At 63.3% G+C, this 13,181-nt stretch carries 13 protein-coding genes and 3 tRNA genes; 6 read left to right on the plus strand and 10 right to left on the minus strand.

Annotated features, from left to right (window positions below):
- Positions 1-24: 24 nt before the first annotated feature.
- Entirely contained in the window at positions 25-3,585 is a 3,561-nt protein-coding gene (locus tag ACVDHI_RS19225) for an ATP-binding cassette domain-containing protein (protein WP_447212415.1), read from the minus strand.
- A 97-nt stretch (positions 3,586-3,682) separates the two neighbouring features.
- A complete protein-coding gene (locus tag ACVDHI_RS19230; protein ID WP_324063371.1) occupies positions 3,683-4,960 on the minus strand; it encodes an alpha/beta hydrolase in 1,278 nt (425 codons plus the stop codon).
- A 236-nt stretch (positions 4,961-5,196) separates the two neighbouring features.
- Between ACVDHI_RS19230 and ACVDHI_RS19235 the strand changes: the two genes are divergently transcribed.
- Entirely contained in the window at positions 5,197-5,331 is a 135-nt protein-coding gene (locus tag ACVDHI_RS19235) for a hypothetical protein (protein ID WP_080560565.1), read from the plus strand.
- Between the two features lie 155 nt (positions 5,332-5,486).
- A complete protein-coding gene (locus ACVDHI_RS19240; RefSeq protein WP_010675494.1) occupies positions 5,487-5,708 on the plus strand; it encodes a hypothetical protein in 222 nt (73 codons plus the stop codon).
- A gap of 64 nt (positions 5,709-5,772) precedes the next feature.
- Here the strand turns inward: ACVDHI_RS19240 and ACVDHI_RS19245 are convergent.
- Together ACVDHI_RS19245 and ACVDHI_RS19250 are read right to left on the minus strand one after the other, a co-directional pair.
- Positions 5,773-5,848 (minus strand) — tRNA-Asn (locus tag ACVDHI_RS19245).
- A 5-nt stretch (positions 5,849-5,853) separates the two neighbouring features.
- A tRNA-Phe gene (locus tag ACVDHI_RS19250) sits at positions 5,854-5,929 on the minus strand.
- 381 nt (positions 5,930-6,310) lie between these two features.
- Between ACVDHI_RS19250 and rraB the strand changes: the two genes are divergently transcribed.
- The gene (gene rraB, locus ACVDHI_RS19255; RefSeq protein WP_039040164.1) at positions 6,311-6,646 is read left to right on the plus strand and encodes a ribonuclease E inhibitor RraB; all 336 of its coding nucleotides are present in this window, start codon (positions 6,311-6,313) and stop codon (positions 6,644-6,646) included.
- A gap of 68 nt (positions 6,647-6,714) precedes the next feature.
- Here the strand turns inward: rraB and ACVDHI_RS19260 are convergent, their stop codons facing one another.
- A complete protein-coding gene (locus ACVDHI_RS19260; protein ID WP_324063373.1) occupies positions 6,715-8,688 on the minus strand; it encodes a sensor domain-containing protein in 1,974 nt (657 codons plus the stop codon).
- Positions 8,689-8,854: 166 nt separating this feature from the next.
- Between ACVDHI_RS19260 and ACVDHI_RS19265 the strand changes: the two genes are divergently transcribed.
- Positions 8,855-9,349: a hypothetical protein gene (locus ACVDHI_RS19265; RefSeq protein ID WP_029314787.1), complete on the plus strand. Its 495-nt coding sequence runs from the start codon at positions 8,855-8,857 to the stop codon at positions 9,347-9,349.
- A 100-nt stretch (positions 9,350-9,449) separates the two neighbouring features.
- Here the strand turns inward: ACVDHI_RS19265 and ACVDHI_RS19270 are convergent, their stop codons facing one another.
- Genes ACVDHI_RS19270 through rsgA form a run of 5 tightly spaced genes read right to left on the minus strand, consistent with a single transcriptional unit; the run spans position 9,450 to position 12,291 of the window.
- Positions 9,450-9,851 carry a hypothetical protein gene (locus tag ACVDHI_RS19270; protein WP_319904544.1) on the minus strand — a complete coding sequence of 134 codons (402 nt, stop codon included), beginning with the start codon at positions 9,849-9,851 and terminating at the stop codon, positions 9,450-9,452.
- 2 nt (positions 9,852-9,853) lie between these two features.
- Positions 9,854-10,105: a DUF2960 domain-containing protein gene (locus ACVDHI_RS19275; RefSeq protein ID WP_201900645.1), complete on the minus strand. Its 252-nt coding sequence runs from the start codon at positions 10,103-10,105 to the stop codon at positions 9,854-9,856.
- 4 nt (positions 10,106-10,109) lie between these two features.
- The gene (locus ACVDHI_RS19280) at positions 10,110-10,358 is read right to left on the minus strand and encodes a VF530 family protein (protein ID WP_447212416.1); all 249 of its coding nucleotides are present in this window, start codon (positions 10,356-10,358) and stop codon (positions 10,110-10,112) included.
- Entirely contained in the window at positions 10,355-11,227 is an 873-nt protein-coding gene (gene asd / locus ACVDHI_RS19285) for an archaetidylserine decarboxylase (RefSeq protein ID WP_319904543.1), read from the minus strand. The genes ACVDHI_RS19280 and asd overlap by 4 nt, the downstream gene beginning before the upstream one ends.
- A 29-nt stretch (positions 11,228-11,256) precedes the next feature.
- Positions 11,257-12,291, minus strand: coding sequence for a small ribosomal subunit biogenesis GTPase RsgA (gene rsgA / locus ACVDHI_RS19290; protein ID WP_324063376.1), 1,035 nt, complete (start codon positions 12,289-12,291; stop codon positions 11,257-11,259).
- Between the two features lie 91 nt (positions 12,292-12,382).
- Here rsgA and orn point away from each other — a divergent pair, with 91 nt between their 5' ends.
- Both orn and ACVDHI_RS19300 read left to right on the plus strand, forming a co-directional pair.
- On the plus strand, positions 12,383-12,928 hold the full coding sequence (gene orn / locus ACVDHI_RS19295) for an oligoribonuclease (protein WP_039040160.1): 546 nt from the start codon (positions 12,383-12,385) through the stop codon (positions 12,926-12,928).
- Between the two features lie 177 nt (positions 12,929-13,105).
- Positions 13,106-13,181, plus strand: a tRNA-Gly gene (locus ACVDHI_RS19300).

The following is a 13,181-nucleotide window of genomic DNA, read 5'->3' on the forward strand; positions in this document are numbered from 1 at the left end:
GGCAGCCCTTGTTATTTTTGGTGCTCATGCCGTCTGGGGCACCTGACGGTTGACCTGGCCGGCAAACAGCTGGTGGAAGCGGGAGTGGGAGTTGGCCAGCAGGCTCACCGGCGACCCCTGCTCCACCACGGTGCCGGCCTCCATCACCACCACCTTGTCCACCGACAAGAGCGGCTCCAGGTGGTGGGCGATCACCAGATAGCTGGCCTCCGGCCGGTAGCGGTAGAGCAGCTCCGCCATCTTGCGCATGCCGCCGTGATCGAGGTCCGAGGTGGCCTCGTCCAGCACGATGAACGGTCGGCGCGACAGCAGGATGCGGGCGATCACCAGCAACTGGGTCTCGCCAGCGGAGAGTTGTAGCCTGTCGAGATCCTCGTCCAGCCGTCCGGCGCAGCGCTCGGCCAGTCCCACCCGGGCAAGCGCCTGCTCAAGCATGGCGTCCTCATGCTCGGTCAGGGGCGCCAGATTGGCCCGCAAGGAGCCAAAGAAGGTGAGCGGGATCTGGGAGACGGTGTCGTAGAGATCGCGCACCGCCTCCGGTGCAAGTCGTGACAGTGGCTGATTGCCGTAGAAGATCTCCCCCTGGGAGGCGGGATACATGGCCTGCAATACCCCCAGCAGGGAGCTTTTGCCTGCCCCGGTACGCCCGCACACACCCACCTTTTCACCGGGGGCCAGCTCGAAGTTCACCTTGTGCAGTGCCCACTGGCTGGTCTGGGGGTAGCGCAGCCCCAGGTTGTCGAAGCGCACTGCGGGGTGAGGGGTGGCGAGGGCCTCTCCCTCCTGGCGTTCGCTCTCTATTTCGCTGTATTCGCGCACCCGTTCCACCGCGTTCATCACCTGTTCCACTTCGGCAAAGGTGCGGATGAGGGAGTTGAGCATGGCGGAAGCGGTAAAGGCATAGGTGATGGCAACCGCCCCCAGCAGCGGGCTGTTGCCAAAGGCCACCATGAGTGCCACGGCCCCCACCAGGGCGGCGGAGAGCAGGGTCTGGTGCATGCCGAGCCAGCGGTTGATGGAGGTGGTGGTGTACCAGCTGCGCAGGTTGTTGTCATAGTGGTGCAGCACCTGGTCCAGCGCGAAACGCTCGGCCCCTGCCAGGCGCAGGGCGGGGGCGCCGCGGATGGTCTCGCTGATGCTGATGTAGAGCGGGGAGCGCAGCACCGAGGACTGGCGCCGCAGCTTGAGTTGCACCGCCCGGTAGCGGCGCTGCAACACATAGAGCACCCATCCCACCAGGGGGGCGATGAGCAGCAGCAGGGGAATATTGATGCCGATCACCACCACCTGCAAGGCCACGGACACCAGCATGCCGAACAGTCCCACCAGCATGGAAAGCAGCATCTCTTGCGCCTCCCCCAGATCCCGGTCGAAGCGGTTGAGGATGCGCCCCTGGGGCACCTTGTCGAAGAAGGCCATGGGGGCGCGGCTGATGCGCCCCAGCATGCCGTCAAACAGGGTCCAGGCCAGCTTGAGGCCGAGTTTGTAGTTGATGACTCGCACCGCCATGATGCAGGCGAGGGAGCCCGCCCCCAGCAGCACATAGATGCCGAGCAGGGTCGTGACGTCGCTCACCTCGGCCTTGCCGCCGAGCCAGAGATCCGAGGCGATGCGCAGCCCCTCCTGGCCCAGGGTGAGCAGCAGGACGAGCAGGATGGCTCCGGGGGCGGCGAGGCGCTGCCACATGAAGCCAAACAGCCCCCAGTCCACCTTGCCCTCCACCACTTTCTCCTCGCTGAACTGCTCCGCCTCCTGAGGGGGCACCGGCGGGGCGGGCTGGGGATGCTGGACAAGATCCGCCAACTGGTGGGCATCGAGCTCCACCAGGCGCCCCTGCTCGATGCGGATCACCCGATCGCACCTGGCCAGCACATCCGGGTCGTGGCTCACCAGGAGCCGGGTCGGCCCCGGCTTGAAGGCGAGCCCCTGCTCCAGTACCTGGGCCGCGACCATGGGGTCGAGCGCAGACAAGGGGTTGTCCAGCAGCAGGATATCGGCCCGGGCGTAGAGGGCGCGAGCCAGGGCGACCCGCTGCTGCTGGCCGCCGGAGAGGCGGGTGCCGAGCTCCCCCACCAGGGTTTGATCCCCGTGGCTGAGCAGCGCGAGATCGGCCGTGAGGGCGCAGGCGCCGAGCACCCAGCGATAGCGCTCGGCGTGCCAGGGCTGGCCGAACAGGATGTTGTTGCGGATGGTGTCGTTCATCAGCCAGGGTTTATGGCCCAGATGGGCAACCCGGCCGTGGCGACGGATGCTGCCGGCAAACTCGCTGTCAAAGCCGGCAACCAGATGCAGCAGGCAGCTCTTGCCCGCCCCGGTGGCCCCGGTGATCCCCACGAGCTCTCCCGGTGCGATGGCTAGGTTGGCTCCCTCGAGCACCGGTTTTTGCTGGTGCAGGGCACTGACGCCTTCCAGGTGGAGGGCCCCCGCCGGCAGGGCGGGATCATCGAGTTCCCGATGCTGCTCCGGGCTGTTCAGGAACTCGCACAGCCGGTTGAAGCCGGTGTTGAAGTTGATCAGGGTGCGGATGAGGTAGGGCAGTCGCATCATGGGAATGCGCAGCACGGTAAACAGGGCGATGGTGGTGAACACCTGGGGCAGGGTGAGGGTGTTGCCCGACGCCAGGTAGGTGGTGAAGGTGGCCAGGGTCACCAGCAGGGGAGTGCTCAGCATCAGCCCTTCGTTGATGGCATCGAGCCTGAGCACCCGGCCCAGCACCCCCAACTCCTGCTGGCGCTTGTTGTTGGCCGCCCGGGTGAAGAAGGGGCCAAGCCCGTTCTGGCGCACCAGCCGCAGCTTCTTGATGTATTCCGCCAGGATGCCGTTGCGCTCGTCCTGTTGACGCTTGAGCTGCTGCTCCTGCTGGTTCATGCGGCGCACCACCCGGGTGGAGAGCAGCAGCAACAGGGTGAGCACCGCAAAACCCACCAGACCGGCGCTGCCCACCTGCCACACCAGCAGCGCTATGGTGCCGGCCAGTTGCAGCGCCATGGTGAGCGGCATGGCGGGGTCCGCCAATATCCATGTGATGTCCCACACGTCCCGGTTGATGAGGTTCTGCACCCGGCCACCGGCCCGGTCGTCGAAGCTCTTGCCACCCTGCTTCATCACCTTGGCGAGCAGGGATTCGGCCAGCAGACGGCGGATGGGCACGTGCATCTTGAGGGCCAGTTGCAGGGAGTGCTCCGCCAGCATGCCGGCGGCGAGCACGGAGGCGAACAGGGCCAGGGCCAGCAGCAGCTTGTGGCCGGCGGTGGCATCGGTGCCGAGCTGGGTCATGCTGTGGTTGAGCAGCCAGGGGCTGGTCAGGGTGGCGAGCATGCCGAGCAGTTGCAGCAGGGTGAGCAGGCCAATTCGTCCCTTGTAATGGCGCCAGATAAAGGCGGTCATGGGCCAGGGGCGCACCGGCTGGCGGGCGGTGAGCGCGAGGAAGGCGTCGGCGCGGCCGTCGCGCCTGTCTTCCGGCAGCAGGGGATAAAGATCGTCGAGACTGACCTGGGGCTGGGTCAGCCCCTTGCGCAGCAGCGGGCCGGTCCAGCGATAGAAGAGGCGACTCAGCCAGCCGGCCGAGATTTCCGGATGATCCAATGGGTGTCCTTGTTGTTTTGTGTTGCTTCCATGGGCGGGGCGGCTCATGGGCCGCCCTCGAACTTATTGTCTAGCTGCGGGCGTGCGCCCGGCGGGATCAGCGATCCCGGTTCATGCGGATGAGCCGATCCAGGATCCGCTCGCCATCGACCCGCAGGCCGTTGTGTTCGTACTCGTTGGTGATCCAGGCGCGGCTGTTGCCAAGCCCCTTCAGGGTGTCGCGGCTGAAGTCAAACTCCACGTACATGTCCTCGGCATAGACGGCGCAGGCCACCGGCACAGTGTTGCGGGCCAGCTGCGCCGGGTCGTAGAGGGGACCCCAGTCCGCTTTCTGGGCAAGCAGGTGGGCGGCCTCCTTCAGGGGAATGAGCTCGCGGAACTGCTCGAACATCCAGGGGAAGATCATCTCACCGGTAAAGGCGAAATCTTTGCCGGGCGCCCAGGCCAGGGAAGGGAACTCCCTTCTCACCCGCTCGGCCGCCCAGTTGCTGGCACTCCCTTCGCAATAGATGAGCTCGTGCAGGATGGCGAACACCGGGTTGGTGTTGAACGGCTGCATGGCCTGCACCTGATAGAGGAAGGCGGGGTTGAGGCGTTCGCCGATGAAGGCGTCTTCCAGCAGGTAGTAAAGTGCCTCGAAGGCGCCGCTGGCCCCCAGATCCAGCCCCTGCTGCTGCAACTGCTCCACCGTCAGGCGCTGACCGTTGGGCAGGCGCACGTCGTGGTGGTGCAGGTGGTTGGCCAGCCGGTTGGCCAGGGCCTGGGCATGGGGGAAGCGTGTGAAGAAGGCGCGGTTCTTGTCCGCTACCCGCTGGTAGGTGGCGCGGTAGACCTCATCCGCACTGCGCCCGATGGGGGCAACGCCGCCGGTGAGGTAGACCTCGTGCAGGCTCCTTGGGAACAACGAGAGGTAGGTGAGGCTGCAAAAGCCGCCGAAACTCTGGCCGAGCAGGCTCCAGGGGCGCCCCGGGCTCAGCACCTCGCGAATGCATTCAGCGTCGCGCACTATGCTGTCGGCACGAAAATGGCCGAGGTAGTCCGTCTGCTCACTTGGGGTCATCCCTGCCAGGGCGTCAGCACTGATGGGGGTGGAGTGGCCGGTGCCGCGCTGATCGAGCAGCAGCACCCGAAACTCCTGCAGGGCCCGCTTGATCCAGCCGCCATCGGCGGTCGGGCGAGGAGCGCCAAAGCCCGGGCCCCCCTGCAAATAGAGCAGCCAGGGCAGGTCATCATCCAGCTTGTCCTTGCGGCAGAGGGTGCGGCCAAACAGGGCGAGGGTCGCCTCCTCGTCGGGATGCTGGTGGTCGAGGGGCACGGTAAAAAAGTGTGGCTCGCAATGGATGCCATCCAGCACATAGTGCAAGGGGCTGCTCATCTGGGGTCTCCCTGAGGGTAGGAAAATCGTCGGCCTCATCATAGCCCTGGCGCAGGAGCGGGTCACGCCAGTTTTCCAGATTGTTAACAGAGATGGAGTCTGAGGTCGGTGCCCTACAAGGTGTGGTTTCGCCGCAGTTGACGGCGGGCTGCAACTGGACAAAGATGAGCCGCCTGCCGGGATGGGCAGGGATAGGTCAGCACCCCGGGTGCAGGAAACTGGATGGAGTTGGCTCGATGAAGCCGAGATGGATACGTGTTCGCAAGAGACGCACACAGAGGGATCCGGAGGGGGTGCTGCAGGTGGGTTTGCTGGTGTTCAGCGCCACCTGTGGTGCCACTCTGTTGCTGGCGGCCTGCAACGGCGGTTAGCTGAGTGAAACAAACCCGCTTGTCATGAGCGGGTTTTTTCATGCCGGAGCAGAAGGTCGGGACCTGCCTGTAGCCCTTTGCTGACGCGGGTTTGCGGTATGCAGAGTACGGCTGCTATGGTCAATTTACGACCGGATCCACAGAGGGAGGCGATCATGAACAGTCGTGAAAAAGTCCTGGCTCATTTGGCCACAGATCACCGGGTTGCAGGATTGACCGCCGGCGAGGCACTGGCTGGCATGAGCCACTCGATGAGTTCGCTCCTGCTGCAACAGGATCAGCACTTCTTCCGCCGCCATGCGGACGACCCCTGCCACGAAGTCGCCCGGGCCTGCTCGGCCGGACACGTATGGCATGGGGACGAAAACCACTACTAGCCCCGGCATGTGAGTAAATGACAGATGCAAAAAGGCCCGCTCATCTGAGCGGGCCTTTCGAATTTGGCTCCTCCTACTGGACTTGAACCAGTGACATACGGATTAACAGTCCGCCGTTCTACCGACTGAACTAAGGAGGAATAGTTGGTGCCCAGAGACGGAATCGAACCGCCGACACGGGGATTTTCAATCCCCTGCTCTACCGACTGAGCTATCTGGGCAACGGCGCGCATTAAACCCTTTCTGGACTGAGGTGTCAACCACAGGCCGCAGATTGATGTACCGTTCGCTCGATATCCGAGCAATCTTCCCGTGATTGGACCGGTTTCCCCGTTTTAACCATGAAAAGAGGGGCGCCTGTACGGCAGGGCGGGCCGACGGCCAGCAGAACATCATGAAGGATGGCGGGCTGCCTGACGTGCCGAGGGCTGCCCGTTGGCGCCAAGCCGGAAGAGGCGCCAGTTATCTTGGCCCATCGATTGAGCCTGCAGCGCTCTGCGGGTATGCTTTGCCGCACTCATCCCCTGGCCATGGTCCGGGCCGACGCGGCTGGCAGGGGTGACATCCATCCAACACCGCCTGGGGTTTATATGAATACCAATATGCAAGAGTGGCGCGAAGAGACCGCCGCCATCGTCAACGAGCTGCTGGCCGATGGCAGCAACCCGGATCTGGATTACGAGATTGAGCACCACTTTGCCTGCCAGAAGTTCGATCTGCTGGAGAAGGCGGCGGTCGATCTGTTCAAGGCCGGTTTCGACGTGACCGACGCCGAGGAGATGGAGCTGGACGACGGCGCCACCATCTTCTGCTTCGACGCCATGGTGGAGTGCAAGCTGGACATCGACACCATTGTCGCCGACATCGAGAAGATGCTGCCCATCCTCGAGAAATACGGGGTGGACTACGACGGCTGGGGCACCTACTTCCAGGAGTAAGTGCGCCAGATCACACACGCTTTGCAAAAACAACAAGGCCACCCTCGGGTGGCCTTGTTGTTGCTGGCTTACTGCTCCGGCAGCTGGTAGCTGCGGGCAAAGTCGGCCGGTGGGAGGGGGCGGCTGAACAGATAGCCTTGCAGCCGATCGCAACCGACCTGCACCAGCCAGGCCTGCTGCTCCGGCGTCTCCACCCCTTCGGCGGTGATCTTGATGCCAAGCTCATGGCCCAACCCGATGACGGAACGCACGATGGCGGTGGTGGCCTGGTTGGTGGCCAGCCCCTGGGTGAAGCTTTTGTCGAGCTTGAGGGTCGCCACCTGCAGCCTGGGAAGGTAGGCGAGGGAGCAGTAGCCGGTGCCGAAGTCGTCGATGGCGAGCTGGAAGCCCGCCTCGATGAGGCTGGCCAGGTTGCTCTCTATCTCGTCGGCATTCTCCATCAGCACCCCTTCGGTGATCTCCAGCTCCAGTTGCCAGGGGGCGAGCCCGTGGCGCGCGATGCAGTCGAAGATCTGCGGGCAGAGCTCTGGATCGCGGAACTGCAGGGGCGAGAGGTTGATGGAGAGCACCAGATCCGGGGCCGCCACCTGCCAGCGGGCAAGCTGGGCACAGCCGAGCTCCAGCATCAGCTGGCCGAGCTGGCCGATGAGCCCCAGCTCCTCCGCCAGCGGGATGAACTCATCGGGGGAAATCATGCCGAATTCGGGATGGGGCCAGCGGCAGAGCAGCTCTGCCCCGTGCAGCCGGTTGCTGTGGGTACAGATGATGGGCTGGTAGACGGCGGTCAGCTCGGCGGACTTGATGGCGAGTGGCAACTGGGCGGCGATGAGCTGGCGGCGTTTGAGCTTGGCATCGAGTGCGGGGTCGAACAGGGTACAGTGCTGCTGCTGGCGCTTGCCCTGGGCCAGGGCGGCCTCGGCGTGGCTCAGCAGACGCTCGGCATCCTTGGCCTTGCCATGGGCGATGCCGAGGAACACCGGGATCTGGATCCTGTGTTCTTCCACCTGATAGGGCGTCATCAGCTCCTGCTGCAGGTTGCGGCTCCATGTATCCAGAGAGAGGGGGAGATCGGGCAGCAGCAGGGCGAAGTCATCCGCCGCGACCCGGCAGAGCAGGGACTGGGGCGGCGCCAGCCGTTGCAGGCGGCGGGCCACCTGGCTCAGCAGGCGGTCGGCGACCCGTATCCCGAAGCGATCGTTGATCTCGCGAAAATGTTGCAGATCCACCAGCAGCAGGCTGGCCTTGCGGGCGCCCAGATGACGGCTGGTCTGGAGGAAGTGGGAGAGCTTGAGCAGGCCGGTCAGGCTGTCGTAGTGCTGCTCCTGCTGCAACTGGGCCTGGGTGGTGCGCAGCCCGGTGATATCGCGGCTCAGGGTAAGGATGCCGAGGGAGTTGCCCTCGTCATCCGGCACCTCGACCCGGGTGACCTCCAGATGGCGGCCTCTGCCCTGGGCATCCACCACGCAATACTCCCCCTGACCCAGGGTTTGTTCGACGGGCAGCCGGGGCGGGACGCGCCGACCCAGAGCCTCGCTTGCCACCAGCCCCATGAAGTCGAGAAAGGCCTGGTTGCAGTCGATGAGCACGCCCTGGTGATCCTCGAGACGGATGAGGTCGGGAATGGCATCCAGCAGGCGGCGTTGCAGCAACTGCTGCTGGCGGAAGGTTTGCTCCAGCTCCTTGCGCTGATCGATGGCGCTGACCATGGCAAACAGGGCGATGGGATCGCCGTGCTCGTCATACAGGGGAACCTTGTTGATCTCCATCCAGCTGGCGCCTTCGCCGCTGTGGCAATGGAGCTGCTGGTGCAGCAGGGGTTTGCCGTCGGCCAGCAGGCGGTCATCTTCCTCCCGGAATACATCCCCCCAGGGCATCTCGGCATCGCTCTTGCCAATGAGTTCGCTCGGATCTTGCAGGCCGGCTTCCCTGGCGAATGCCTTGTTGGCAAACAGGTACCGTCCGTGCTTGTCCCGGCAGAAGATATTCATGGGTAACTGGTCGATGATCTGCTGCAGCAGCGCCAGGGAGAGCGAAGAAGTCACGAGAGCACTCACGGGGGAGACTTCGAGCAAATCTATGATAACAGGTGGGTTTTGTAAAGCCTGGGTTAAGAGTACGCCATTTGTGCGGATCCCTGCTGACAGCCTGTGTCGCGATCGCCATAATAGCCGCCGGTCGGCCTATGGCCTTATGGATGAGAGAAGCAGCATGAAGAAGATAATGGGGGGCGCCCTGGCCCTGTTGATGGTGGGTTGTGCGAGCGACAACAACGGCGGCGAGCAGTATCGCTATACCCCGCCGGTTGCCAAGGCAACCAACAACACCCAGGAGATGGCGATCCCGGTGGATCTGGTGTGGGCCCGTGCCGAGAAGTGGTTCGGCGATCACGGCCTGAACATCGAGAACAGCCAGCGTGGTGCCGGTCTGATGACCGCCAACGTGGAAAACTCGGCCGATGGTCTGGAGTGGCTGGATTGCGGCACCATGGGGTCCAAGGTGGCGCTGGGCAACCCCAACCTGCAGATCAACCTGATCATCACCCAGAGCGGCAACAACAGCGTCGCCACCGTGAACGTCAAGGGCAATACCCAGCTCTACTTCGTCGAGTCCTCCGGCGAGCGGGTACTGGCTCCCTCCATCACCCCGGTGTGCGTCTCCCGCGGCAGCCTGGAACAGAGCCTGTTCTCCACCCTCGGCAACTGATCCTGCCGGGTATCATGAAAAACCCCGTTGCGTGCAACGGGGTTTTTTTATGCCTGCTCCGCGCCCATCAGGGCGTGAGGGGAGAGATGAAGCCAGAGGATCAGGGGGTCAGATCGCCGTGATAGAGCACATGGTCGCCGGATTTGAGCACATACCCCTTCCAGGGGAAGAGCTGATAGCCGCCGCCCTGCCAGGACCAGTTGCCCTCTTCGCCCTGGCGGACCAGCCGGATCGGCTCGCCCTCTGGCAGGGTCAGCTCGGCCTGACTCTGATCGGCATTGAACAGCACGAAGGCGCTGACGGTCTGACCGGCATCGGTCGGGTTGAGGCGAATGCCCTGCTCGAACAGCCGCACGCACTGGCCTGCCAGCGCCGACCATTGATAACCCGCGCTGCCGATGCAGCCATGTTCGTCGCGATCCGCACCGACCAGGGGCTCCTTCGGTGTCGTGTTGCAGGCGGCCAGCAGCAGGGTGGCCGCCATCAGGGTCAGGGTGCGCATGGTTACTCCTTGGCATCCCGCTCGATGACGATGTTGGAGAAGCCCAGCTCCTTGAAGTAGTTCTCCCGGTAATCCTTCACGCTCTTCTTGTCGCGGCGGCACACCTGGGCCAGCTGCTCTTCCATGGCGTGGAAGCGGGTCAGATCGATCCCCTCGGCGGCGGCAATGGCATCGTAGATGCTGTTGAACTTGTCGTTGGCGTAGCCGATCTCTTTGGTTTTCTTGCCGTAGGTGTAGGTAATCTTGAACGCCATGGCGTTATTCCTTTGCTTTGGCCTGCTTGCGCTGGACGTACAGATAGAGGCTTTCGACCTTCTCTCTGGCCCAGGGGGTCTTGCGCAAGAACTTCAGGCTGGACTTGATGCTGGGATTATCGGTGAAGCAGCGAATATTGATCTGCTGCCCCAGCGCTTCCCAGCCATAGTGCGCGACCAGGGCGGTGACGATGGCCTCCAGGGTCAGCCCGTGCAGCGGGTTGTTCTTCTGGGAAGAGGGTTGATCGCTCATACCTGCGCCGCCAGGGTGGCAAAGGGCTGACCCATGCGGGTGGTGACCCCGTTGGCCAGGTGCGGCTCGAAACCGGCCAGCATGCCCGGGCCAAACAGGCAGACGACTGTGCTGCCCAGCTTGAACAGGCCCATCTCGGCCCCCTTTTGCAGGGTGATGGCTTCATCGCCGGTGTAGTCCCAGCGCACCACCTTCTTCTCTTTGGTCGGCGCTATGTTGCCGGCCCAGATGGTTTCGATGCTGGCCACGATAGTGGCACCGACCAGCACCAGGGCCATGGGGCCGTGGGGGGTTCGGAAGGTGGCCACCACCCGTTCGTTGCGGGCAAACAGGTTGGGCACGTTCTCGGCCGTGAGGGGGTTGACGGAGAAGAGATCCCCCGGCACGAACACCATGCTCTCCAGCACGCCGTCCAGCGGCATGTGGATGCGGTGGTAATCCTTGGGTGCCAGATAGATGGTAGCGAAGTTGCCATCCTTGAACGGGGCCACCAGATCCTCATAGCCCCCCAGCAGCTCGCGGGCGCTGTAGTCGTGGCCCTTGGCCTGGATGATGCGACCTTGGCTGATGGGCCCGAGCTGGCTGACGGTGCCATCCACCGGCAGGGCCAGGGTCATGGCGTCTTCCACCACGGGGCGGATGCCGGGTTTGAGCTCGCGGGTGAAGAAGGCGTTGAAGCTCTTGTAGTGGGCAGGGCTCTCGTGCAGCGCCTCGCTCATGTCGACCTGGTACTGCTTGATAAAGGTCTCGATCACTTTGGTGGTGAGGTTACCCGCTTCGGCGGCGGCAAGTTTGCCCACCAGGCGGGAGAGGGCGTGTTTGGGCAGGCAGTATTGACCGGCAATTTTCAGGTTGTCAGTGATGCTCATGATCTTCATCTGGGAATGAGTTGAACGGGTCACAGCCGCGCCTGTTGGCGACCGTGGCGGGCTTCCTGCATGGTTTCCAGGATGCGGTGGTAGTTGTGGAAGCGATCGGCGCTGATGGCGCCCGCTTCGACCGCGGCGCGCAGGGCGCAGCCGGGATCATCCTTGTGGGTACAGTCGCGAAACTTGCAGCCACCCAGGTAGTCGCGAAACTCGACGAAGCACCAGGTGATGCGGTCGGCTTCCAGGTGCCAGAGGGCGAACTCGCGGATCCCGGGGGAGTCGATGAGATCGCCGCCGCTCGGGAAGTGGTAGAGCCGCGCCGTGGTGGTGGTGTGCTGGCCGAGCCCCGAGTTCTCGGAGATCTCGCCGGTGAGCACGTCCAGCCCCGGCATCAGGGCGTTGGTGAGGGACGACTTGCCCACCCCGGACTGGCCCACGAAGATGCTGATCTTGTCGGTGAGCGCCGCCTTGAGGGCGTCGATGCCCTCACCGCTCTCGCAGCTCACCAGCAGCACCTCGTAACCGAGCTTGCGGTAGATCTCGAGCTGGCGCTCGATACGGGCGCGGGCCGCGTCATCGAGCATGTCGACCTTGTTCAGCACGATGAGGGGCGCTATCTCCACATCTTCTGCCGCCACCAGGTAGCGGTCGACGATGTTGGTGGAGAACTCGGGCATCACCGCCGAGACGATGATGATCTGGTCGATGTTGGCGGCGATGGGTTTGACCCCGTCGTAGAAGTCCGGCCGGGTCAGCACCGAGTGGCGCGGGTGCACCGCCTCGATGACGCCGGCAGTCGCGGCATTGAGGCCGGGGCGCCACACCACCTTGTCGCCGCACACCAGGCTGCTGATGCTGCTGCGCCGCAGGTTGCTGCGGTGGATGGCACCATCGCTCGCCTCGACATCCGCGTGCTGGCCGAAACGGCTGATCACCACCCCTTCGATGGCGGGGCCGAACAGGGTGTCATCTACCACTGTGGTGTGCTCTTTTTGCAGCCGCCGCTCGCGGTTGGCCTGGACGCGCCTTTGTTGACCCAGATTGAGTTTTGCTTTCTTTGCCACGGGGTTTGCCAGTTTATGAACAGATTCAAAGCCAGTATGATACATGCAAATTGGCAAAATTCCGCCATTCCTCCCAATAGAGAGAGCAATCATGACAGTCAGCGCGCAGAACCTGGTATGGATCGACATGGAGATGACGGGTCTGGACCCCGAAGAGAACGTGGTACTGGAGATCGCCACCATCGTCACCGACAAGGACCTGAACGTGCTGGCCGAAGGGCCGGTCATCGCCATCCACCAGAGCGAGGAAGAGCTGGGCAAGATGGATGACTGGAACGTCAACACCCACACCAAGAGCGGGCTGGTGGCCCGGGTCAAGGCGAGTGAATACGACGAGGCTAAGGCCGTTGCCGAGACCCTCGCCTTCATTCGCCAGTGGGTGCCGGAGCGCACCAGCCCCCTGTGCGGCAACAGCATTGGCCAGGATCGCCGCTTCATGGTCAAGCACATGGGCGATCTGGAAGCCTTCTTCCATTACCGCAACGTGGACGTCAGCACCATCAAGGAGCTGGTCCGTCGCTGGCAGCCTGAACTGCTGGATCAATTCAAGAAGAGCGGCTCTCACCAGGCGCTGGACGACATCCGCGAATCCATCGCCGAACTGCAGTTCTACCGCGCCCACGTCTTCAAAATCTGAGTGGCTGGCAAGGGTTTGCCGTCGTTCGGTTGCTAAAATCAGCAGTTCGGCCAGCTTTTGAGCGAACGGCTGCAACCAGACAAAAAAGCCCTTGCAATTGGAATGTCTGCTCTTATAATTCGGCTCCCGTACAGTAGCGCAAGCAACCAAATGCTGTACGGTCTGTTTTCAGGTTTTGCGGGAATAGCTCAGTTGGTAGAGCACGACCTTGCCAAGGTCGGGGTCGCGAGTTCGAGTCTCGTTTCCCGCTCCA

Source organism: Aeromonas sp. 25-248 (genome assembly GCF_053005425.1).